This window comes from Pseudomonas sp. B10 (assembly GCF_900156235.1).
GTDB lineage: Bacteria > Pseudomonadota > Gammaproteobacteria > Pseudomonadales > Pseudomonadaceae > Aquipseudomonas > Aquipseudomonas siliginis.
Genome location: NZ_LT707063.1, coordinates 377417 through 399532, shown reverse-complemented (window position 1 = coordinate 399532; position 22116 = coordinate 377417). Strand labels below are relative to the sequence as shown.

Here is a 22116-nt window from a genome sequence, read left to right as displayed (position 1 = left end):
TGTATCGTCGTGCTTGCCGGGCCTCATCGCGACCTCAGCCATCAGCCTTGCGGCTCAGGAACAACGCCAGCGCCAACGCCGGCAACACCGCTACGGCGACGGCCGAGAGGTTCCAGCCGAAGTGTTCGTACAGCGGGCTGGCGACCAGTGAACCAAGCGCGCCGCCGACGAAGATGCTGGTCATGTACACCGCATTCAGGCGGGCGCGGCTGTGCGGGTCGAGGGCGTAGACCTCGCGCTGGCCGAGGACCATGTTCAGCTGCACGGCAAAATCCAGCAGCACCGCACACACCACCAGCCACACGTAACCACTGCCCGGCAACGCGGCGATCAACAGTGACAGCGGCGCCAGCAGCAACGCCACCAAGGTACCGCGACGACCGTGCCCGGCATCGGCCAGACGCCCGGCAATCGGCGCAGCAATCGCACCCACCGCGCCGACCAGAGCGAAGATCGCCACCTGCGCCTGGCTGAAACCGTGGTGACGCATCAGCTCAATCGGCGCGAGAGTCCAGAACAGGCTGAAACTGGCGAACAGCAAACCCTGATACAGCGAACGCTGGCGCAACACAGGAAAGCGTCGGGCCAAGGCAAACACCGAACCGATCAACGCGACATAGGTGGCTTTGTGCGTCGGCACCCGTCGCGGCAGTGCCACAGCGGTAATCAGCGCGATTACCGCCATCAGTGCCGCCGCGCTGTAAAACACCCCGCGCCAGCCGAATACTTCAACCAACAGGCTCGACAGCGGCCGCGACAGCAGAATCCCCAGCAGCAAGCCGCTCATGATATTGCCGACCACGCGGCCCCGGCTGGCTTCCGGCGCCAGATGCGCCGCCAGCGGCACGAGGATCTGCACTGCCACCGAAGTCAGGCCGATCAGCAAAGAGAGCAGCAGAAACAGCGACGGCGAATGAGTCAGGCCAGCGCACAGCAGCGTTACGCTGGCAGCGAGAGTGAAGCCGACCACCAGACGGCGGTTTTCCATCAGGTCGGCCAACGGCACCAGCAGCAACAGGCCCAAGGCGTAACCGAATTGGGTCAGCGACACGATCAGGCTGGCATTGGCGCTGGAGAGGCCGATCTGCGGCGCGATCAGTTCGACGATGGGTTGTGCGTAATACAGGTTGGCGACGACCGCGCCGCAGCAAAATGCCAGAAACGCGACCATCAGGCCGGAGAGTGAAGCAGGCTGTTCGGCCGGGGCCGCAACGGCAGGGTTGCCCGTAAGCATGGTGACACCTCGTTGAGTTCGGGAAAGTTGTGCCAAGGCTACGGTGAGCCGGCGGGGGCGAGAATCCGTGCCACTGGCAACGCACTGATGCGCGGCGCGCAACGTTGCTTGTGGCGCAACGCGCTGTTGCGCGGGCCGGTGATTCTCCGCTGCAAGGGTCTTCTCTACGCTTTGGCCCTGGCGCTGACGTCCGCATCGGCGCCCTTCCCGGCTGCTACAAGGAGCGTTTCCATGACCCGCACTGCACTCGTCCTGCCACTGTCCGCCGCGTTTTTCTGCCGACCATGAACAGCCATTTGCTCAAATCCAGAACCCTGTGGATCAGCGTGGCCGTGCTCGCGGTGCTCGGCCTGATCGTCGCCGTCGCGCTGATGTGGCGCCCAGCGATCGCACCAATCAAACGCCCCACGTCATTCGATACTGCGCAGTTGCAACGCGGCGCACGGGTGGTCGAGGCCGGTGACTGCGCGGTCTGCCACACCCGCCCCGGCGGCGAATACCTGGCCGGCGGGCTGCCGCTGGTGACGCCGTTCGGAACGCTGTACAGCACCAACATCACTCCAGATGCGCAGACCGGCATCGGCGAGTGGTCATTGCCGGCCTTCGAGCGGGCGATGCGCGAAGGCATTGCCCGCGACGGCCACTTTCTCTACCCGGCCTTTCCTTACGTGCACTACCGGCGCATGAGCTCCGAAGACATCGCCGACGCCTATGCCTACTTGATGAGCGGCCCCGCCGTACACGCGCCCGCCATGCAGAATCAGATGAACTTCCCGATGAACATCCGCCCGCTGGTGTCGTTCTGGAACCTGCTGTTTCTGCACGGCGAGCCACTGACGCCGCTGGCCGAACACAGCGCGGCATGGAATCGCGGACGTTATCTGGCCGACGGCCCGGGCCACTGCGCCGGCTGCCATTCGCCGCTGAACCTGATCGGCGCGGAGAAATCCTCGGAGTATCTGCAGGGCGGCAGCGTTGATGGTTGGGAAGCGCCGGCACTGGTCGGCCTCGGCCAACGCGCCAATCCATGGAATCGCGAGCAATTGGTCGGCTACCTGCGCGCTGACGTGGTCGATGGTCACGGCACACCCGCCGGCCCGATGCGCCCGGTCAGCCTGAGTCTGGCGCGCTTGCCGGCCAGTGAGGCCGAGGCGATTGCCGACTACCTGCTGAGCCTGCAAAGCCCACACGCGGTGACCGAGATCACCCCGAAAAAGCAGCCGAGCAGTCCAGCGGATCACAGCACCGGCGCCCTGCTCTTCAGCAGCGCCTGCGCCGGATGTCACGCACCCGCCGCGCCGATGCGCGAAATCGACGGCCGCCCAGGCCTGCAAAGCACTTCGGCGCTGCAAGCGGCCAGCCCGCGCAACTTTCTCAAGACCGTGCTCGAAGGCGTGCCCGCCATTCCCGGCGCGCCCGGCCCGGTGATGCCGCCGTTCGCCGCCAGCCTCGATAACGCCCAGCTCGGCGCACTGGCGGCGTATTTGCGCGAGCAAGCCAGACCCGAGCAGCCATGGACCGACCTTTCTTCCACTATTGAAGCGTTACGTCAGGAGACGAAATGAGCCAGATCACTCTCACCGTCAATGGAGCCGCCCAAGCGCTGGAGCTGGAGCCGGACATGCCGCTGCTGTATGCGCTGCGCAATCACTTGAACCTCAACGGCGCCAAGTACGGCTGCGGCCTGGGCCAGTGCGGCGCGTGCACGGTGATCGTCGACGACCAGCCGGTGTTCGCCTGCCTGACACCGTGCGCGGGCCTTGAAGGGAAAAAGATCCGCACCGTGGAGAGCCTCGGCAGCGCAGAAAAACCCGGCCCGTTGCAAACGGCATTCATCGACAAGCAGGCGGCGCAATGCGGTTACTGCATTGCCGGCATGCTGATGCGCGCGCAGGCGTTGCTCGAACGTGATCCGCACCCGGACGAACAAACCATCCGCGAACACATGGCCGGCAATCTGTGCCGTTGCGGCACGCACTTGCGCATTATCGAGGCGATCAAACAGGTGGCCGGGCATAGCGGGAGCCTGACATGAGCGAAGCAAACGGCTTGAACCCCAGCCGCCGGGCCTTCCTGCGTGGCGGCGCACTGCTGATGGCCTTCACCCTGATGCCGGTAGCGCGGCGTGTCTTGGCCGACACCGAAGTCGACACCCTCGGCACCGTAGTGCTGGCCCCCGATCTGCCCGGCAGCCTGCGCACCAACCCTTACCTGGACGCGTGGATTCGCATCGGTGCCGACGGCATCACCGTGTACACCGGCAAAGTCGAACTGGGCACTGGAGTGAAAACCGCGTTACTGCAAATCGCCGCCGAGCGTTTGCAGGTGCCGGCCAGCGCAATCAACTTGCTCACCGCCGACACTGCGCTGACGCCCAACGAAGGCTACACCGCCGGCAGCCACAGCATTTTCGACAGCGGCACCGCGCTGTACAACGCCGCCGCGCAAGTGCGCGAAATGCTCGTCGATGCCGCTGCGCGCAGTTGGCAAGTCGATGCTGCGCAACTGAGCACTCGCGACGGAATCATCGAAGGGCCGACTGGTCAGCGCATTGCTTATGCCGACGCGGTCAAGCATGTCGATATGCACCAATACGCCAAGGCGCAATCACCGACGATGGCGGCGGCCGACTTCAAACTGATCGGGCACAACCTGCCGCGCCTGGACATTCCGGCCAAGGTCAGCGGCGGCGCGGCATTTGTGCAGGACATGCGCCTGCCGGGCATGCTGCACGCGCGTGTCATCCGCCCGCCGCGTCCCGGCTGCACGCTTCAGGCGTTCGATGCTGCGTCCATCGAGGCGTTGAACGGCGTGGTCAAAGTGATTCGCGACGGCAACTATCTGGCGGTGGTCGCCCGTGATGAGTGGCAAGCGATCAAGGCCATGCGCGCCGGCATGGAAAGTGCCAAGTGGAGCGGCGGCGAGGCGATTCCCGAAGCCGCCGGGATTCACGATTTGCTCAAGCAGCTGCCCTCCAAGCGCTATCCGATCAGCAATAACGGCAATCCCGGCGGCGTGACCGAAACGCGCTTCAAAGCGCGGGTCACCAAGCAGTATTTGATGCACGGCTCGATCGGCCCGTCCTGTGCGGTGGCCTGGTTTAACGATGGCGTGCTCACGGTGTGGACCCACACCCAGGGCGTCTATCCGCTGCGCGCCGGTATCGCCGAAATGCTGCGGCTGCCGCCGGACCGTGTGCGCTGCATTCATACCGAAGGCTCGGGTTGCTACGGCCACAACGGCGCCGATGATGCCGCCGCCGATGCTGCGCTGATCGCGATGCGCCTGCCGGGCACGCCGGTGCGCGTGCAATGGATGCGCGAGCAGGAAAATCTCTGGGAGCCGTACAGTTCGGCGATGGTCACCGAAGTCGATGCCGGCCTCAGTCAGGGCCGTTTGCAGAACTGGAACTACGAGCTGTGGACCACGCCGCACAACGAACGCATCGTCAATGCCGGTCGCCTGCTGCCGGCACGCCTGTTGGCGAAACCCTTCGCCTCGGCGCCGTCGGTGCCAATCGCTCAGCCCGAAGGTGACGGTGATCGCAACGCGGTGCCGCTGTATGAACTGGGCGCGACGCGGATCAACATGAATTTCGTCACCACCATGCCGTTCCGCACTTCGGCCATGCGCTCGCTCGGTGCGCACATCAACATCTTTGCGATCGAGGCAGGTATTGATGAGTTGGCGATCAAGGGAGGGCTCGATCCGGTAGCGTTGCGCCTGGCGCATCTGCGCGATCCGCGTGCCCGCGCCGTGATCGAGCGCGTGCGTGATGAAATCGGCTGGCCACACAAGAGCAACGAGCCCGGCGCGGGGATCGGTTTCGCCTTCGCCCGCTACAAAAACATCATGGGTTACTGCGCCCTCGCGGTGAAACTGCGGGTGCATCCGCAGACCGGCGAAATTCGCGTCGATCATGTGGTCACGGCGGTCGACGTCGGCCAGATCGTCAGCCCCGATGGCCTGCGCAATCAGGTCGAGGGCGGCATTGTCCAGTCGGCCAGCTGGACGCTCTACGAACAAGTCGCCTACGACGCGGGCGGCATTCGCAGCTACGACTGGAGCGGTTATCCGATTCTGCGTTTCACCCAATTGCCAAAAAAAGTCGACGTGCATTTGCTCGATCAACCGGGCGAACCCTTCCTCGGTGCTGCCGAAATCGTCCAAGGGCCGATGGCTGCTGCGCTCGGCAACGCGGTCAGCAATGCCACCGGTCGGCGCTGGCTGAACCTGCCGCTGACCCGCTCGACCCAACCCGCCTGAACCACGCCCGCGTTCATCACCGATGAGCGCGGGTGCCGTTGCGTTGCGCGCAAAACTGCGTAGCGCCGGCCACGGATTATCAGCCCCGCCACCCCCGGTTAAGTTAAGTGCACAGCGCGCGGCAGCTGGCTGCCGCGCTTGAACCCTACTCATCGAAATCCGGAGCTACCCATGACCCGTCGCCTGTTCCAACCGATCGCCCTTGGCCCTTACACCCTTGCCCACCGCGTAGCGATGGCGCCCCTGACGCGCTCGCGCGCTGGCCAGCCGGGCGACGTTCCGACCACGATGAACGCCGAGTACTACCGCCAACGCGCCAGTGCCGCGCTGATCATCACCGAGGCCACGCAGATTTCTCAGCAAGGCCAGGGCTATGCGTGGACGCCGGGGATCTACACCGATGCGCAAGTGCAGGCCTGGCGCGAAGTCAGCACGGCGGTGCACGAGGCCGACGGTCTGATCTTCATGCAGCTGTGGCACGTCGGCCGGGTTTCCCACCCGAGTTTCCAGCCTGACGCCGGTTTGCCGGTGGCGCCAAGTGCCCTGCCAGTGCCGGGCAAGACCTTTATCGTCGATGAACAAGGCAACGGCGTGTGGGGTGATGTGCCGGTACCGCGCGCCCTCGAAACTGCGGAAATCGCCGACATCGTCGAAGACTACCGCCGCGCTGCGCGTAACGCGTTGAACGCCGGCATGGACGGCGTGGAGATCCATGCCGGCAACGGTTATCTGCTCGACCAGTTCCTCAACAGCAACAGCAACCAGCGCGACGACGCCTACGGCGGTAGCGTGGAAAACCGTGCGCGGTTTCTGCTCGAAGTGGTCGCCGCCGTCGCTGATGAAGTCGGTGCCGAGCGCGTCGGCGTGCGTCTGACGCCAATGGGCCGCTTCATGGGCATGGGCGATGACACGCCCGAAGCGACCTTCGGTTATCTGGTCGAAGCGCTCAACCAGTGGAATCTGGCCTACCTGCACCTGGTCGAGCCGGCCATGGTCGGCACGGTCAAGGACGAAAACTTTGATCCGCGCTGGGACGCGATCATCGCCCAGTTGCGCCAGACCTGGAACGGCGTGCTGATCCTCGCTGGCGGTTACGACGCCGAGTCCGCTGAACAGGCGCTGAACACCGATCGCGCCGACATCATCGCCTTTGGCCGGCCATTCCTGGCCAACCCGGATCTGCCGCGTCGGCTGCACGATGGGCTTGAGCTGAACACACCGGATCCGAGCAGTTTTTTCGGCGGTGATCAGCGTGGTTACGTCGATTATCCGTTTCACGCTTGAGTTTCTGAGGCGAAGTGTTGGCGTTCGGCTTTGGTATCGCGCCGGATTCACCCCTCACCCCAGCCCTCTCCCCAGGGAGAGGGAGCTGATCTATGGAGCATTCAGAACCGGAGTTCGACCCGATATCAGCGTCTGGCGTAAATCGCCCAAACAACTCGGTCAGTCCCCTCTGGGAGAGGGTTAGGGTCAGGGCGCCTCGATGACTGGCAACGACGCCGTCATCGAAGCGTGACACACCGCCAGAATCTCATCGGCCAGCGCCGAGTCATCCGGACAGGCCCGCGACAGCATGATCGCCCCGACCGCGCGGGCCAGCAGGTCAATCATCCGTGTTCGGCCCTCACCTTGCGGTGCATCCGCTGCCGTCGGGTATTTCTCGCCGAGCGTCTGTAACGTGCGCTCGATGCCTTCAGCGAACGCCGCTTTGACATCCCCGGACTGCCGCGCCGCATCGCCGCACAACGCCGCCATGGTGCAACCGGTGGAGCGGCCATCGCGATGGTCGCGGGACACGTACACGTCGATGAAATCCTGCACGCTCATGCTTTCGGCGGCGGCCGTGGACTGCGCCAGGCTGTTGGCCGAGGCTTCGGCCATCAGGTCGGCCTTGGAGCCGAAGTGTTTGTAGAAACCGCCGTGAGTAAAACCAGCGGCCGCCATCAGGTCAGCTACGCCGACCCCGTCATAACCGCGTTCGCGGAACATCACTGATGCCGTTTCGACAATGTGCTCGCGATTGGCCTGAGCCTGGGCTTTGGATACGCGCATATTGAATACCTCCAGCGCTGAAAATTCATGGGGCGATGATACATAGATGTTGGCCATAATCAAAACCGTTGACAGTTTAGATTTGGATCATCATCCTAAAGACCCGCAATCAGTCTTCAACTGACAAAGAGCCCACACCATGACTACTCGCCCTTCTGTTCTGATCACTGGCGCCTCCACCGGCATCGGCGCGGTCTACGCCGCACGTTTCGCCCAGCGCGGGCACGATCTGCTGCTGGTCGCCCGTGACCAGTCTCGTCTGGACACCCTCGCCGCCGGTTTGCGCGCTGAACACAACGTCAATGTCGAAGTGCTACAGGCCGACCTGACGCAACTGAGCGACCTGCAAACCGTCGAGGCGCGTCTGCGTGACGACTCGCGCATCGGTATCCTCGTCAACAATGCCGGCGCCGCGCAGTCCGGTACCTTCATCGAGCAGAGCACCGACAGCGTGGCGCAACTGGTCGCGCTGAACACCACGGCGCTGGTGCGTTTGGCCAGTGCCATCGCCCCGCGCCTGGCCAAGGCCGGCGACGGCGCGATCATCAACATCGGCTCGGTGGTGGGCCTGGCGCCGGAGTTCGGCATGTCGGTGTATGGCGCGACCAAGGCGTTCGTACTGTTCCTCTCCCAGGGCCTGAGCCTGGAACTTTCGCCACAAGGCGTGTACGTGCAAGCCGTGCTGCCTGCCGCCACCCGCACGGAAATCTGGGACCGCGCCGGTATCGACATCAACACCCTCACCGACATCATGGAAGTCGGCGACATGGTCGACGCCGCGCTGGTCGGTTTCGACCGTCGCGAAGTCGTGACCATCCCGCCGCTGCACGAAGGCGAGCGTTGGGATGCCCTGCAAACCGCGCGGCAGGGCCTGTTGGGGCAGATCCGCCAGTCGGCGGTGGCGCAGCGTTATCTGACTCAGGCCTGACCTCATCCAGACCCGCCGCTATGCCGGCGGGTATCTACCGACAAGAGCATCCGCAATGAAGGCATTTTTCATCGAGCACTACGGCAAGCAGAGCGGCCGGATCGGCGACATCCCGGAGCCGCAGGTCGGCGCGCACGACGTGCTGATCGAAGTGCGCGCCAGCAGCGTCAACCCGCTGGATCTGAAGATTCGCAGCGGCGAATTCAAGATGATCCTGCCCTATCAAATGCCTTTGATATTGGGCAACGATGTCGCCGGTGTGGTGCTCAGCACCGGTGCGGCGGTCAAGCGTTTCAAGCCGGGCGATAAGGTTTATGCGCGTGCGCCTGAAAACAGGATTGGCACGTTTGCCGAACGCATCGCTGTCGACGAACAAGCGATCGCGTTGAAACCCGCCAATCTCGCCATGACCGAGGCGGCTTGCATGCCGCTGGTGGCGTTGACGGCGTGGCAGGCCCTGGTCGACGTCGCCAACGTGCAAAAAGGCCAGAAAGTGCTGATTCACGCCGGCTCCGGTGGCGTTGGCACGGTCGCCATTCAACTGGCCAAACACCTCGGTGCTTTTGTTGCGACTACGACCAGCACGGCGAATGTCGCGTGGGTCAAAGCGCTGGGCGCTGATGTGGTGATCGATTACAAGCAGCAGGATTTCGCCACTGAGCTGCGCGACTACGACGTGGTGCTCAACAGCCTCGGCGGCGATGTGCTGGAGAAATCGTTGCAGGTGCTGAAACCGGGCGGGCAACTGATTTCCCTGTCAGGGCCGCCGACTGCGCGGTTCGCTCGGGAGCAGGGTTTGTCGTGGCTGCTGGGGCTGGTCATGCGTCTGCTCAGCAGTGGTATTCGGCGCAAGGCGCGCAAGCGTGGGGTGGGTTATTCGTTTCTGTTCATGCGTGCCGATGGCGTTCAGTTGCAAAAAATCACTGCGTTGATTGAGGCAGGAGTGATCAAACCGGTGATCGATCGTACTTTTCCGTTCGATCAGATAGCTGACGCCTTGCACTACGTAGAAAAAGGTCGGGCCAAGGGCAAGGTTGCCATCACTGTTGATCAGGCTTCGCAATAAATGCCAGAGGACGATCAACAGTTGCCCCCGGAACCTGAATCCGATCCACCGCTTTTGGAAGAACCTCAGCCGCTGAAACCACCCCTGATCGAATGGCGACCGCTGCTGCTCGAACTTTGAGAAAGCCGTCTCGCCTTGCATTTTGCCCATCCTGCACCACGCTAGATTCACAGAAGTGCACGTTTTCATGGCAAAACTGCGGTTAACTGAATGGTTAGTTACCGCTATAATCCCGCGCTTCATTCAAACGGGACTTTCAATGTGAACCACAGTCAACGCGTCTCAGGCGTTTCAACGTTCATTCTGGTCGGCCTTGGCGTGATCATCGCCCTGCTCGGTCTGGCGCTCGCGGTCGGCGGTGTGAAGCTGGTCAGCCTGGGCGGTTCCTGGTACTTCCTGGTCGGCGGTCTGGCGATGACCGTTTCCGGCGTACTGATCGCACTGAAGAAAACTGCAGGGGCCTGGCTGTTCGCCGCATTTCTCGTGGCGACTGCGATCTGGGCCGTGGCTGACGCCGGGCTGGTGTTCTGGCCGGTGTTCTCGCGGCTGTTCATGTTCAGCGCCATCGGCATGGTCGTCGCGCTGGTTTACCCGCTGCTGGCGCGCGCCAATGGCCGCGCTGCCGGTCGTGGCGCGTATGCCGTGGCCGCTGTGCTCGCCGTGGGTGTAGCGGTTGCCGCCGGTAACATGTTCGTTGCCCACCCTACGGTTGCCGCCACTGGCACTGGCCCGGGCCTGACTCCGGTCGAGCCGGCCAAGGCGCAGAAAGACTGGGCGCACTACGGCAACACCGAAGGTGGCAGCCGCTTCGCCGCGCTTGATCAGATCAACCGCAACAACGTCGACAAATTGAAAGTTGCGTGGACCTATCACACCGGGGACGTCGCCGAGAGCGATGGCAACGGCGCCGAAGACCAGCTCACCCCGCTGCAGGTCGGCAACAAAGTATTCATCTGCACCCCACACAACAACCTGATCGCCCTCGATGCCGACACCGGCAAAGAGCTGTGGAAGAACGCGATCAACGCGCAATCGAAAGTCTGGCAGCGCTGCCGTGGCATGGCCTATTTCGACGCCACCGCCACCATCGCTCAGCCGAGCAACTCTTCGATCATCGAAGCCAAACCGGCGCCGGCTGCCAACTGCCAGCGTCGTCTGCTGACCAATACCATCGATGCCCGCCTGATCGCGGTCGATGCTGACACCGGCGAGTTCTGCCAGGGTTTCGGCAACAACGGCCAGGTCGATCTGAAGGCCGGTCTGGGTGATGTTCCGGACAGCTACTATCAGTTGTCGTCCGCGCCATTGATGGCTGGCACCACCGTAGTGGTTGGCGGTCGTGTTGCCGACAACGTGCAGAGCGACATGCCGGGCGGTGTGATTCGTGGTTTTGACGTGATCACCGGCGCCATGCGCTGGGCGTTCGACCCGGGCAACCCGGAGGATCGCAACGCGCCGGCCGACGGCAAAACCTACGTGCGCAGCACGCCGAACAGCTGGGCGCCGATGTCCTACGACGCCGCGACCAACACGGTGTTCCTGCCGATGGGCAGCTCGTCCACCGACATCTATGGTGTTGAGCGCAGCGAACTGGACCACAAGTACGGTGCCTCGATTCTCGCGCTGGACGCCAGCACCGGTGAAGAGCGCTGGGTGTTCCAGACCGTGCACAACGATCTGTGGGACTTCGACCTGCCGATGCAGCCGAGCCTGATCGACTTCGACAAGGACGGCCAAAGCGTTCCGGCGCTGGTCATCGGTACCAAGGCCGGGCAGATCTATGTGCTCGACCGCGCCACCGGCAAGCCGCTGACCGAAGTCAAGGAAGTACCGGTGAAAGCCGCGAACATCCCCAACGAGCCGTACTCGCCAACTCAGCCGAAATCCGTGGGCATGCCGCAGATCGGCGCGCAGCACCTGACCGAATCGGACATGTGGGGCGCCACGCCGTACGACCAGTTGCTCTGCCGCATCGACTTCAAGAGCATGCGCTACGACGGCCTGTACACAGCGCCGGGTACCGACAAATCGCTGAGCTTCCCGGGTTCGCTGGGTGGCATGAACTGGGGCAGCATCTCCACTGACCCGGTGCACGGTTTCATCTTCGTCAACGACATGCGCCTGGGTCTGTGGATCCAGATGATCCCGTCGCAGAACAAAGGCCAGGCCGCTGGCGGTGGCGAAGCGCTGAACACCGGCATGGGCGCTGTTCCGCTCAAAGGCACGCCGTACGCGGTGAACAAGAACCGCTTCCTGTCGGTGGCCGGCATTCCGTGCCAGGCGCCGCCGTTCGGCACCTTGACCGCGATCGACATGAAGACCCAGAAAGTCGCATGGCAGGTTCCGGTCGGCACCGTTGAAGACACCGGTCCCCTCGGCATTCGCATGCACCTGCCGATCAAGATCGGTCTGCCAACCCTCGGCGGCACCCTGTCGACCCAGGGCGGCCTGATCTTCATTGCCGGCACCCAGGACTTCTACCTGCGCGCCTTCAACAGCGGCAACGGCGAAGAAGTCTGGAAAGCCCGTCTGCCGGTCGGCAGCCAGGGCGGCCCGATGACCTACGTTTCGCCGAAGACCGGCAAGCAGTACATCGTTGTCACCGCTGGCGGCGCACGCCAGTCGACTGATCGTGGCGATTACGTGATGGCCTACGCCCTGCCGTAACTCGCTGCCGCACAACCAACCTCCCCCAAGCGCGCGGTGCCCCAAAGCACCGCGTCGCCGTTTTATTGCGTCAAAGATTTCAGCAGGAAGGATTCACATGTCATCGGCTGTTCGCTTTTCTCGTACCAAGCTTTCCACTGGCCTGCTGCTGGGCCTGAGCTGCACCACTGCCCTACCCGCGCTGGCCGCCAGCGACTCCGATCTGCTGACCCGCAGCACCCTCACCGGTGACTGGGGCGGCTTGCGTCACCAACTGGACGAAGACGGCGTCAAGTTCACTGCCGATTACAGCGGCGAAACCGCCTACAACGCCGACGGCGGCCTGCACCGCTCGGCGCGCTACTCGCAGAACATCAAGCTCGGCGTGCAGTTTGATCTGAGCAAACTCTACGGCGTCGACAACGCCGGCAAAGTGCAACTGACCATCAACGACCGGCGCGGCAACAGCGCGTCGGAAGATCTGGTCGGCAACCGGCTGCCGATTCAGGAAAACTACGGCGGCCTGTACACGCGCCTGACTGAACTGAGTTATGAGCGCAGCCTGTTCACCCCGGCGCTGAACGTGAAGCTCGGCTACATGGCCATGGGCAACGACCTCGGCGGCCTCGACAGCGGCATTCTGTGCAACTTCATGAACGCCGGTTTCTGCGGCCATCCGCTGAACATGTCCGGCGGCAGCGGCTGGACCAACTACCCCAACGCGCGTCTGGGCGTGCGGGTCAAATACGATTTGTCGCCGTCCTGGCAGCTGCGTGTGGCAGCGTTCAACGTCGATCCAGAAAGCAACGGCAATTCCAGTCGCGCCTGGCATCTGGGGCCGAAGCACACCACCGGCACCGTCGTGCCGATCGAGCTGGTGTACAAGCACGCCGGCGAGCTGCCGGGTGAGTACAAGCTCGGCTATTACTACGACAGCTCCGACGTCAAACGCATTGGCAGCGACGACGAGGTGTCCGGGCGTGGCGGGCATTATTTGCTGGTCGATCAGGCCGTATGGCGTTCGCCGACTTCCGAGGGCCGCAGCCTGCATGCTTTCGGTCAGTATTCGGCGGCCAGTGAAGCCGCCTCGCCGTTCAGCAAGTGGTACGGCACCGGCGTGGTTTTGTACAAACCGTTCGAAGGCCGCCCGCGTGACACCGTGGCGCTGGGCTATGGCCGCGCCGTGCCGAACCCGCGCAGCCGCGATGTGCAACAGGATGCCGCGCTGGCCAATGGTGCTGCGTTCCCTAACCTCGATAGCGCCGAGCAGTTGATCGAGTTGGGCTACGGCTACCAGGCCACCCCGTGGCTGACGCTGCGCCCGAACCTGCAATACATCATCGAACCGGGCGCGTTCTCCGGGCAGGACATCGATAATGCGCTGGTGGTGGGTTTGCAGGTGAAGGCTGCGCTTTAAGCCTTGTAATGGATGTTATGGCGTCATCGCTGGCAAGCCAGCTCCCACAGGGTTTGACGGCGGACACAAAATCCCGGCAACACCCAAAACCCTTGTGGGAGCTGGCTTGCCAGCGATAGCGGTGGGTCAGGCAATACAGCTCCAACAAGGCTCGGAGTTGCACCTCCCCCACCTGTCGAAATTAATTCCAGCCCATCGGTGAATTATTTCGTGTCCGCATGTATCTGAGCCAGAAGAGCCGGCGCCATCATGGAGATGGCATCGCAGCGGTAATCTGGATCAGCGAGCGGGAACAGCGCAATGAAATCACGCAAGAACACCGTCAAACCGATCGGTTTGAAAGACATCACCATTGTCGACGACGCCAAGATGCGCAAGGCGATTACCGCCGCCGCACTGGGCAACGCCATGGAATGGTTCGACTTTGGCGTCTACGGCTTTGTCGCCTATGTGCTCGGCAAGGTCTTCTTCCCCGGCGCCGATCCCGGCGTGCAAATGATCGCCGCGCTGGCGACCTTCTCCGTGCCTTTCCTGATTCGTCCACTGGGCGGTTTGTTCTTCGGTGCGCTCGGCGACAAATACGGACGACAGAAAGTCCTCGCCGCGACCATCGTTATCATGTCCCTGAGCACTTTTGCCATCGGCCTGATTCCGTCCTATGCCTCGATCGGCATCTGGGCGCCGATCCTGCTGTTGCTGGCGAAAATGGCCCAAGGCTTCTCGGTCGGTGGCGAATACACCGGCGCCTCGATCTTCGTCGCTGAATACGCGCCGGACCGCAAACGCGGCTTCCTCGGCAGCTGGCTGGATTTCGGCTCGATCGCCGGTTTCGTTTTCGGCGCCGGCGTGGTGGTGCTGATTTCGACCATCCTCGGTGAACAGCGCTTCGAAGAATGGGGCTGGCGGATTCCGTTTTTCCTTGCCCTGCCGCTGGGCATGATCGGCCTGTATCTGCGCCACGCCCTGGAAGAAACCCCGGCGTTCCAGCAACACGTGGAAAAACTCGAACAAGGCGACCGCGAAGGCCTCGCCGGCGGCCCGAAGGTGTCGTTCAAAGAAGTCGCAACCAAACACTGGCGCAGCCTGATGACCTGCATCGGCGTGGTAGCGGCGACCAACGTCACCTATTACATGCTGCTCACCTACATGCCGAGTTACCTGACGCACAACCTGCACTACAGCGAAAACCACGGTGTGCTGATCATCATCGCGATCATGGTCGGCATGCTCTTCGTGCAGCCGCTGATCGGTTTCATCAGCGACAAGATCGGCCGCAAGCCCTTCATCGTCGTCGGCAGCATTGGCCTGTTCATCTTCGCCATTCCGGCGTTCATGCTGATCAACAGCGGCAGCATCGCCCTGATCTTCTCCGGCCTGCTGATCCTTGCGGTGCTGCTCAATTTCTTTATCGGTGTGATGGCCTCGACCCTGCCGGCGATGTTCCCCACGCACATCCGCTACAGCGCGCTGGCCAGTGCCTTCAACGTTTCGGTGCTGATCGCCGGTCTGACCCCGACTGCCGTGGCCTGGCTGGTGGAAAGCACCAACGATCTGTACATGCCCGCCTATTACCTGATGGTCATCGCCGTGGTCGGTCTGGTCACTGGCGTGACCATGAAGGAAACCGCCAACAAGCCCCTGCGCGGCGCGGCCCCGGCGGCTTCCGACCTCGAAGAGGCCAAGGAGTTGTTGCAGGAACACCACGACAACATCGAGCAGAAAATCGAAGACATCGATGCCGAAATCGCCGAGTTGGAGGCCAAGCGCAAAGTGCTGGTCCAGCAGCATCCGCGCATCAATGAATGATCCGCTAGACGCAGAAAAAATCGGCGGGGCCATCACCCCGCCGATTACTCGAAGCGCGGCTTGGTGTTAAATAGGCGCCAGTCCCGACCTTGTCGCTTCAAGCCGTGCAACGAGAACCGCTATGAACACCTTTGCCCAGAACATCCACGCTCAGCAGGTGACCCGATGATCGAAGTCACCGAAGTCTCCATCGCCCAACTGCGCGCCGCCCTTGAGTCCGGCCAGACCACTGCCGTGGAACTGGTGCAAGCCTATCTGGCACGCATTGATGCCTACGATGGCGCCGACACCCCGACGGCACTCAACGCCGTCGTCGTGCGCAACCCCGAAGCACTGAACGAGGCCCGCGCCTCCGACGCCCGCCGCGCCAACGGTGAAACCCTCGGCCCGCTCGATGGCATCCCCTACACCGCCAAAGACAGTTATCTGGTCAAGGGCCTGACCGCCGCCTCCGGCAGTCCGGCATTTGCCGACCTGGTCGCCCATCGCGACGCCTTCACCATCGAACGCCTGCGCGCTGCCGGGGCGATCTGCCTGGGCAAGACCAACATGCCGCCGATGGCCAATGGCGGCATGCAACGAGGCGTCTATGGCCGCGCTGAAAGCCCGTACAACGCTGCTTACCTCACCGCCCCGTTCGCCTCCGGCTCGTCCAACGGTGCCGGCACTGCTACCGCTGCGAGTTTCGCTGCGTTCGGTCTGGCGGAGGAAACCTGGTCGAGCGGCCGTGGCCCTGCGTCGAACAACGGCCTGTGCGCCTACACCCCGTCGCGCGGGGTGATTTCGGTGCGCGGCAACTGGCCGTTGACCCCGACTATGGACGTCGTCGTGCCGTTCGCGCGAACCATGGCCGACCTGCTCGAAGTGCTCGACGTGGTCGTCGCCGAAGACCCGGACACCCGTGGCGACCTCTGGCGCTTGCAACCGTGGGTGCCGATCCCGCGCGTCAGCGAAGTGCGTCCGGCTACCTACAGTGAGCTGGCCGTCGATGCCAAAGCCCTGGCCGGCAAACGCTTCGCCATCCCGCGCATGTACATCAACGCCGACCCCGACGCCGGCACCAGCGAAGCCCCCGGCATAGGCGGCCCGACCGGCCAGCGCATCAACACCCGCGCGTCCGTGATCGACTTGTGGCAGCAGGCACGTCAGGCCCTTGAGGCCGCTGGCGCCGAAGTCATCGAAACCGACTTCCCGCTGGTCTCCAACTGCGAAGGCGACCGCCCTGGCGCGCCAACCGTGTTCACCCGTGGGCTGGTGTCGAAAGAATTCCTCCACCATGAACTGTGGGATCTGACTGCCTGGGCGTTCGACGACTTCCTGCAGGCCAACGGTGACCCGAAGCTTAATCGTCTGGTAGATGTCGACGGGCCGAAGATCTTCCCGCACGACCCGGGCACCCTGCCCAACCGCGAAGGCGATCTGGCCGCCGGCATGGACGAATACGTGCGCATGGCCGAACGCGGCATCACGCCGTGGAATGAAATCCCAACCGTGCCTGATGGCTTGCGTGGTCTGGAGCAGACCCGACGTATCGACCTTGAAGACTGGATGGACAGCCTCGGCCTCGACGCCGTGCTGTTCCCCACCGTCGCCGACGTCGGTCCGGCCGATGCGGATGTCAATCCTGCTTCGGCCGACATCGCCTGGAGCAACGGCGTCTGGGTGGCCAACGGCAACCTCGCGATCCGCCACCTCGGCGTCCCGACCGTCACCGTGCCCATGGGTGTGATGGCCGACATCGGCATGCCCGTCGGCCTGACCTTCGCCGGTCGCGCGTACGACGACTCGAACCTGCTGCGCTTCGCCGCCGCCTTCGAATCCACCGGCAGCAAACGCCAGATCCCACCGCGTACACCGCCGCTGGCTTAATGCACTGTGTCAGCTCCCACAAACCCTGTGGGAGCTGGCTTGCCAGCGATGGCGGCCTGACAGCCGCCACATTTCCACCTGACTGCCCCGCTCCCACAGGGTTTGGTGTGAGGGCTGCCAACTCAGCACACCGGCCCAATCCTTTCCAGGCCAATCCGCCGATCATCAGCGCCATCCTGATTACCACCGGCCCTGACCATGATCAACCGCGCGCCCTCCCGCCTCACCCTGCTTGCCATGCTCTGCGGCCTGACCGGCACCGTCCATGCCAGCGGCTTTTTCGACGACGCCAAAAGCGATGTCCTGCTGCGCAACTTCTACCTCAGCAACGACTACCGCTCGCCCACGCCCTCCGGAAAAAACTACAAACAGGAATGGGCACAGGGCTTTATCGGTAACTTCTCATCCGGTTTCACCAACGGCACGATCGGTTTCGGCATCGACGCCCACGCTTTCGCCGGCCTGAAACTCGACGGCGGCAAGGGCCATTCCGGCACCGGTCTGTTGCCGGTCGACAGCGATGGTCGCAGCGAAAACAACTATTCCAGCGCCGGCGGTGCGTTCAAGCTGAAGGTCTCGCGAACCACCGTCGCCTTCGGCGAAATGACCGTAGAAACCCCGGTCTTCGACACCTCCGACAAACGCCTGCAACCGGAATACGCCACAGGCTTTTTGCTCAACAGCGCCGAGTTCGACAACGTCAATCTGGTCGCCGGGCACTTCACCGCGTTCAAGAATCAGGATAGCTCTTCCGGCCAAGGCGACTTCTACGGTTACGGCGCCAACACCGAAGCAGGCGGCATCAGTTTCGTCGGCGCCGACCTGTTCGGCAGCAGCCCGGTCGGCGGCGCACTCTACGCCTCAGAACTGAGCGACACCTGGCATCAGTATTACGGCAACCTGCATTTTAAACAGTCCGGCGTGCTGCTCGACGCCAACCTCTACCACACCCGCGACACCGGCCGCGCAGTGGCCGGCGAGATCGATAACACCGCCCTCAGCCTCTCCGGCAAATACAGCTTCGGCGCGCACGCGGTGATGCTCGGCTGGCAGCGGATCAATGGCGACACGCCGTTCGATTTCGTCGGCGGCGATTCGATCTACCTCGCCAACTCGATCAAATACGCCGACTTCAACGGCGCCAACGAACGCTCCTGGCAAGCCCGCTACGACCTCGACCTCGGCGCCTTCGGCATCCCCGGCCTGAACTTCATGACCCGCTACGTCAGCGGCAGCCACATCGACGGCAGCCATGCGCCGAAGGGCGGCGCCTACAACCCGTTCGACGCCGACAGCGGCGAGTATCAACCGCAACAAGGCAGCGGCGGCAAGCACTGGGAACGCGATATCGATCTGAAATATGTCGTGCAGTCTGGCGCTGCGAAGGATCTGTCGGTGCAGCTGTCGCACGTCACCCACCGCGCCAACGAAGCACAGGCTGGGGATGACATTGACCGGATTTACGTGGTCGTTCAGTACCCGTTGGGTTTCTGAACGACCCACTCAGCTCTTGCTGAAAACATGATCCCAAGTGTGGGAGCGAGCCTGCTCGCGAAGAGGCCATCATGTGCGGCGCAATTCTGAGATTTAAACGACGCTGTTTAAAAGACACCTCCAGACACGGTCTCAAGGCTACAAATCCTTGCGCCGTTGCCTACAGCCAAGCCAGAATCCGCCGGCTTGTGCGCCTTGGGGGCGGGTTCTATTGTGGTGCGGTCGCTGACTGTTCAGTGATCGGGTTTAGCAGCCCGGCAAATTTTCAAGGCACGCTGGCTCCGCCTATCTTTTTATGGCGGCTTGCGTGGGGCACTTCGGTGCGCCGGGATCCTTGAGCCTGGTCTGCTAACCCGCGTAAAGCCGCCACCCTCTTCGTTTAGCAGCGAAGGCTGACGGCTCCATTTCTCAAGGAGCTTTACCATGATCAAACCAACACCCAACCCACCCGAATCCGACCCCACCTCCCCCTACGAATCCCTCGACTCAAAAAAACTCCACGAAGCCGCCGACCGCGCCCTCGACCACTACCTCTGCCCGCCCGGCTCGACCCCACCACCCTTCAGCCCCCGCGCGATGTATGCGGTCACCGCCGACACCAAAAACGAAGACTTGCTGGCCAACGCCTGCGAAACCCTCGCCTCGGCCAAAACCATCGCCCAGGAATTCGCCGGGCTGGTCAAGCCATCGCAACGCCGAACGTTGATGGGGATTGCGCAACTGATCATGCTCGGGGAACTGGCGGTGAATCGGGTGCTGGATAATCTGGAATTGCCGCAGTAGCGGGCCTCGCTGAAGGATGCTGAGTGAGGCGCCTTCGCGGGCAAGCCTACACAGGGATTTCTGTCGACCACAAGGCTTCGTTCACGCGCCAAACTTTGTGGGAGCGAGCCTGCTCGCGAAAGCGTTGGCTCAGTCAATGAACTGTCAACTGACGGATGCGTTCGCTTGCAGGCAACTACATAAGTTTTGCACCCATACCCTCTTACCGTCCGTCGCAAAACCTCTCATACCTGTCAGAGTTGACAGGTGACGGGGGTGGCCGATCTCGCATTAGATCCAGCGTGAGGAATCCTACATCATGCAAGGAGAATGCAATGAGCCGCGTCCGTAACTTTGTTGAACCGTTTGCGCTGTCTTTACCGTTTGTGCCCAAGATCGTCGAGTTGAATCCTGCAATGGCGGACGTTCACGGTGGTATCGCTATCGCTGACGCCAACGAGGCCGATGGTTTACTGGTTCTCATGTTGGCGTACCTGGGGCAATCCGAGAACGATGGGCTTACTCTGTATGTGAACGGCATCGAAGGGCCGCGCACCACCATTGCTGCCGGCAAGGAAAGTGACGATACGCCGGTGCGTCTGACTGCCGGCTTACTGCAAAAAGGCCTGAACCGCCTCAAGTTCACTATAAAACGCACTTCCGGGAACGAAGAATCCAGCGAAGAACTGGTGCTCTACCATCGGACTTCCCCACCCGGCGATACGCCCCCGGTGCTGGATCTCACGCCCAGCCACAAGGTCATCGGTGCGGGTGAAGCTGACAAGTTCAAGGTGACTGTCACCTACGATAACCTGCAGTGGTATGACCGGATTTTTGTGTTTTGCAATGGCGCGCATCACCAATACCAACTCACACCCGGCAGTGCGTCGCCCCTGCCTCCCGTGCCAAAAAGTGTCGTTATCGACATCCCGAAAGAAAAGCTGATCGAAGGTGGGAACGATAGAACTTTCGAAATCAAGTACCGCGTTGTCGACTACCTGACCAATCCTTCCGGCCCTCCAACCTGGTCCGATGCCGTGTTCGTGGAAGTGGATCTGGACAAGATCTCTCTCGTTCCACCAACACTTGTAAACGCCACCTCTCCCATCGACGTGCTGGCAAGTGATGGCGGAGTGAGGGTGCGAGCCGAGTTCAACGCCGCTTTGACAAACGACAAGGCGACTCTGAAAATTGTCGGTGGCGTACCGGGATCACCATTTCCGCAAGTGGTATTCAACTCCAACAAACGCGCCAATTTCACATTCAGTGTGGCATTCCTTCTCGCTCATCAAGGCAAAACGATCCAGGTGTTGTGGGTATTGATTCGTGATGGCTTGCCCAGCGGCGAATCCCCTCCTCTGGAGGTGGTCATCGAAAAAATCGCGTTGGATGACCCGCGGTTGCCGACACCGAATATTGCAGGGGAAACCGGACAGCAACTCCATGTTCCGGAACTACCGAGTGATGCTCGGGTGCTCTCGGAAATAATCCCACTGATGCAACAAACCCACCCGGTTTGGGTTGATTTTGAAGGCGTCGAGGCGGATGGAAGCCCGGTATTCAACGAAGTTTCGACCGGCGGGCCTAGTGAATTGGCCGACAGGATTTCGTTATTGGCGCAAGTCGAATGGTTGAAAAAACTGAAAAATGGAAGCACGTTGAGAGTGGTTTGTGCGGTCAATCTTGATGGTGTGAAGAACAAGATGAAAGCCGTACCGCTTCCAATGCGCAGTTATACGGTCTTCGTAACCCAGCCATTGGAGATGGATACCACGCCGATGGTGCTCGATGGTCCCCACTTCTTTCCTGCACCCGCGCCCTATGCACCTCCCTTCGATGCGACAGCCTATTTAGACGATAACGCGCATCGGACCCGAGAAGCTCGGGGCGGTGTTCCACCTTATCAATACAGCTCATCCGACACTGAAGTTGCTTCAGTTGATAAGGATACCGGACATGTAGTCTCCATTCGAAACGGCATCGCGCGTATCAATGTAAGTGATATGAACGGAGTTAATGCGAGTTACGAAGTCACATGCAAAAATGTTTATGAGCTAGTTTACTCTTCCCAGCCGCGTAACCACGCACAGGCCATTTCGTGGATGCCATCCATTGGCGCCCAGCTATTTCCAGAACAAATTTACAGTAATACAAGTGACCCTTTGGCTAGAGCCGCAATATTTGGCTTTCAAAAAATTAATGCATCTATAACAACGAATTACTGGTATACCTCCTACATTTACCATGGGAGCAGCATGAATCTCTCGGAAATACTGATGGCAACTGGACAACCGGCCCAATGGACCAGCTTGCCCTTTGTTTCAGGCCTCGTTAACAGAGGTTCGAATGAGGTAAGCCACACCCATGCGTTGATTGGCTACCGCCCTAGGAGCCAATAATCAATGCCAAAAAGTTCTTCTTCCAATAAAGAAATAGAATTAGGTTTTGATCGAATCTCAGTTCTTTAGATTTGCGCCAAAGATGGTGTGCGACAAGGCCAGCCTTAGCGGGAGCGGATGCCGTTCCCAACCTGTTTTGAAGCGAGGCCGCGCCACCGGGTACGATCGTCTTCCCGA

The 22116-nt window shown here is 61.7% G+C and carries 15 protein-coding genes; 13 read left to right on the top strand and 2 right to left on the bottom strand.

Going from position 1 to position 22116, the window contains the following annotated elements; translation table 11 throughout:
• Nucleotides 1-34: 34 nt before the first annotated feature.
• Complete coding sequence (locus BXA01_RS01730; protein ID WP_076562840.1) at nt 35-1234, bottom strand: MFS transporter; 1200 nt, start codon at nt 1232-1234, stop codon at nt 35-37.
• Nucleotides 1235-1530: 296 nt separating this feature from the next.
• On the opposite strand from BXA01_RS01730, the gene BXA01_RS01725 reads away from it, so the two are divergent.
• The 4 genes from BXA01_RS01725 (at nt 1531) to BXA01_RS01710 (ending at nt 6784) form a co-directional block, all read left to right on the top strand.
• Nucleotides 1531-2799, top strand: a complete 1269-nt coding sequence (locus BXA01_RS01725; RefSeq protein WP_442961862.1) for a c-type cytochrome — start codon at nt 1531-1533, stop codon at nt 2797-2799.
• Nucleotides 2796-3269, top strand: a complete 474-nt coding sequence (locus BXA01_RS01720; protein WP_041480313.1) for a (2Fe-2S)-binding protein — start codon at nt 2796-2798, stop codon at nt 3267-3269. The genes BXA01_RS01725 and BXA01_RS01720 overlap by 4 nt, the downstream gene beginning before the upstream one ends.
• Nucleotides 3266-5500: a xanthine dehydrogenase family protein molybdopterin-binding subunit gene (locus BXA01_RS01715; protein ID WP_076562835.1), complete on the top strand. Its 2235-nt coding sequence runs from the start codon at nt 3266-3268 to the stop codon at nt 5498-5500. The genes BXA01_RS01720 and BXA01_RS01715 overlap by 4 nt, the downstream gene beginning before the upstream one ends.
• 171 nt (nt 5501-5671) lie before the next feature.
• Nucleotides 5672-6784 carry an alkene reductase gene (locus tag BXA01_RS01710; RefSeq protein ID WP_076562832.1) on the top strand — a complete coding sequence of 371 codons (1113 nt, stop codon included), beginning with the start codon at nt 5672-5674 and terminating at the stop codon, nt 6782-6784.
• A 186-nt stretch (nt 6785-6970) separates the two neighbouring features.
• On the opposite strand, the gene BXA01_RS01705 is transcribed toward BXA01_RS01710, so the two are convergent.
• Nucleotides 6971-7552 (bottom strand): TetR/AcrR family transcriptional regulator, encoded by a 582-nt coding sequence (locus BXA01_RS01705; protein ID WP_076562830.1) that lies wholly within the window; start codon nt 7550-7552, stop codon nt 6971-6973.
• Between the two features lie 139 nt (nt 7553-7691).
• Between BXA01_RS01705 and BXA01_RS01700 the strand changes: the two genes are divergently transcribed.
• From BXA01_RS01700 to BXA01_RS01660, 9 genes are all read left to right on the top strand, one after another.
• Nucleotides 7692-8480, top strand: coding sequence for an SDR family NAD(P)-dependent oxidoreductase (locus BXA01_RS01700; protein ID WP_076562827.1), 789 nt, complete (start codon nt 7692-7694; stop codon nt 8478-8480).
• Between the two features lie 55 nt (nt 8481-8535).
• Nucleotides 8536-9546: an NADP-dependent oxidoreductase gene (locus BXA01_RS01695; protein ID WP_076562825.1), complete on the top strand. Its 1011-nt coding sequence runs from the start codon at nt 8536-8538 to the stop codon at nt 9544-9546.
• A gap of 261 nt (nt 9547-9807) precedes the next feature.
• Nucleotides 9808-12213: a glucose/quinate/shikimate family membrane-bound PQQ-dependent dehydrogenase gene (locus BXA01_RS01690; RefSeq protein WP_157115949.1), complete on the top strand. Its 2406-nt coding sequence runs from the start codon at nt 9808-9810 to the stop codon at nt 12211-12213.
• Between the two features lie 97 nt (nt 12214-12310).
• Nucleotides 12311-13609 (top strand): carbohydrate porin, encoded by a 1299-nt coding sequence (locus BXA01_RS01685; RefSeq protein ID WP_076562821.1) that lies wholly within the window; start codon nt 12311-12313, stop codon nt 13607-13609.
• A gap of 300 nt (nt 13610-13909) precedes the next feature.
• A complete protein-coding gene (proP, locus tag BXA01_RS01680; RefSeq protein WP_041480305.1) occupies nt 13910-15415 on the top strand; it encodes a glycine betaine/L-proline transporter ProP in 1506 nt (501 codons plus the stop codon).
• A 165-nt stretch (nt 15416-15580) separates the two neighbouring features.
• Complete coding sequence (locus BXA01_RS01675) at nt 15581-17284, top strand: amidase (protein WP_076562819.1); 1704 nt, start codon at nt 15581-15583, stop codon at nt 17282-17284.
• 198 nt (nt 17285-17482) lie between these two features.
• Entirely contained in the window at nt 17483-18778 is a 1296-nt protein-coding gene (locus BXA01_RS01670) for an OprD family porin (protein WP_076562817.1), read from the top strand.
• 423 nt (nt 18779-19201) lie between these two features.
• On the top strand, nt 19202-19561 hold the full coding sequence (locus tag BXA01_RS01665; protein ID WP_056786177.1) for a DUF6124 family protein: 360 nt from the start codon (nt 19202-19204) through the stop codon (nt 19559-19561).
• Between the two features lie 314 nt (nt 19562-19875).
• On the top strand, nt 19876-21939 hold the full coding sequence (locus BXA01_RS01660) for a hypothetical protein (protein ID WP_076562814.1): 2064 nt from the start codon (nt 19876-19878) through the stop codon (nt 21937-21939).
• Nucleotides 21940-22116: the final 177 nt, after the last annotated feature.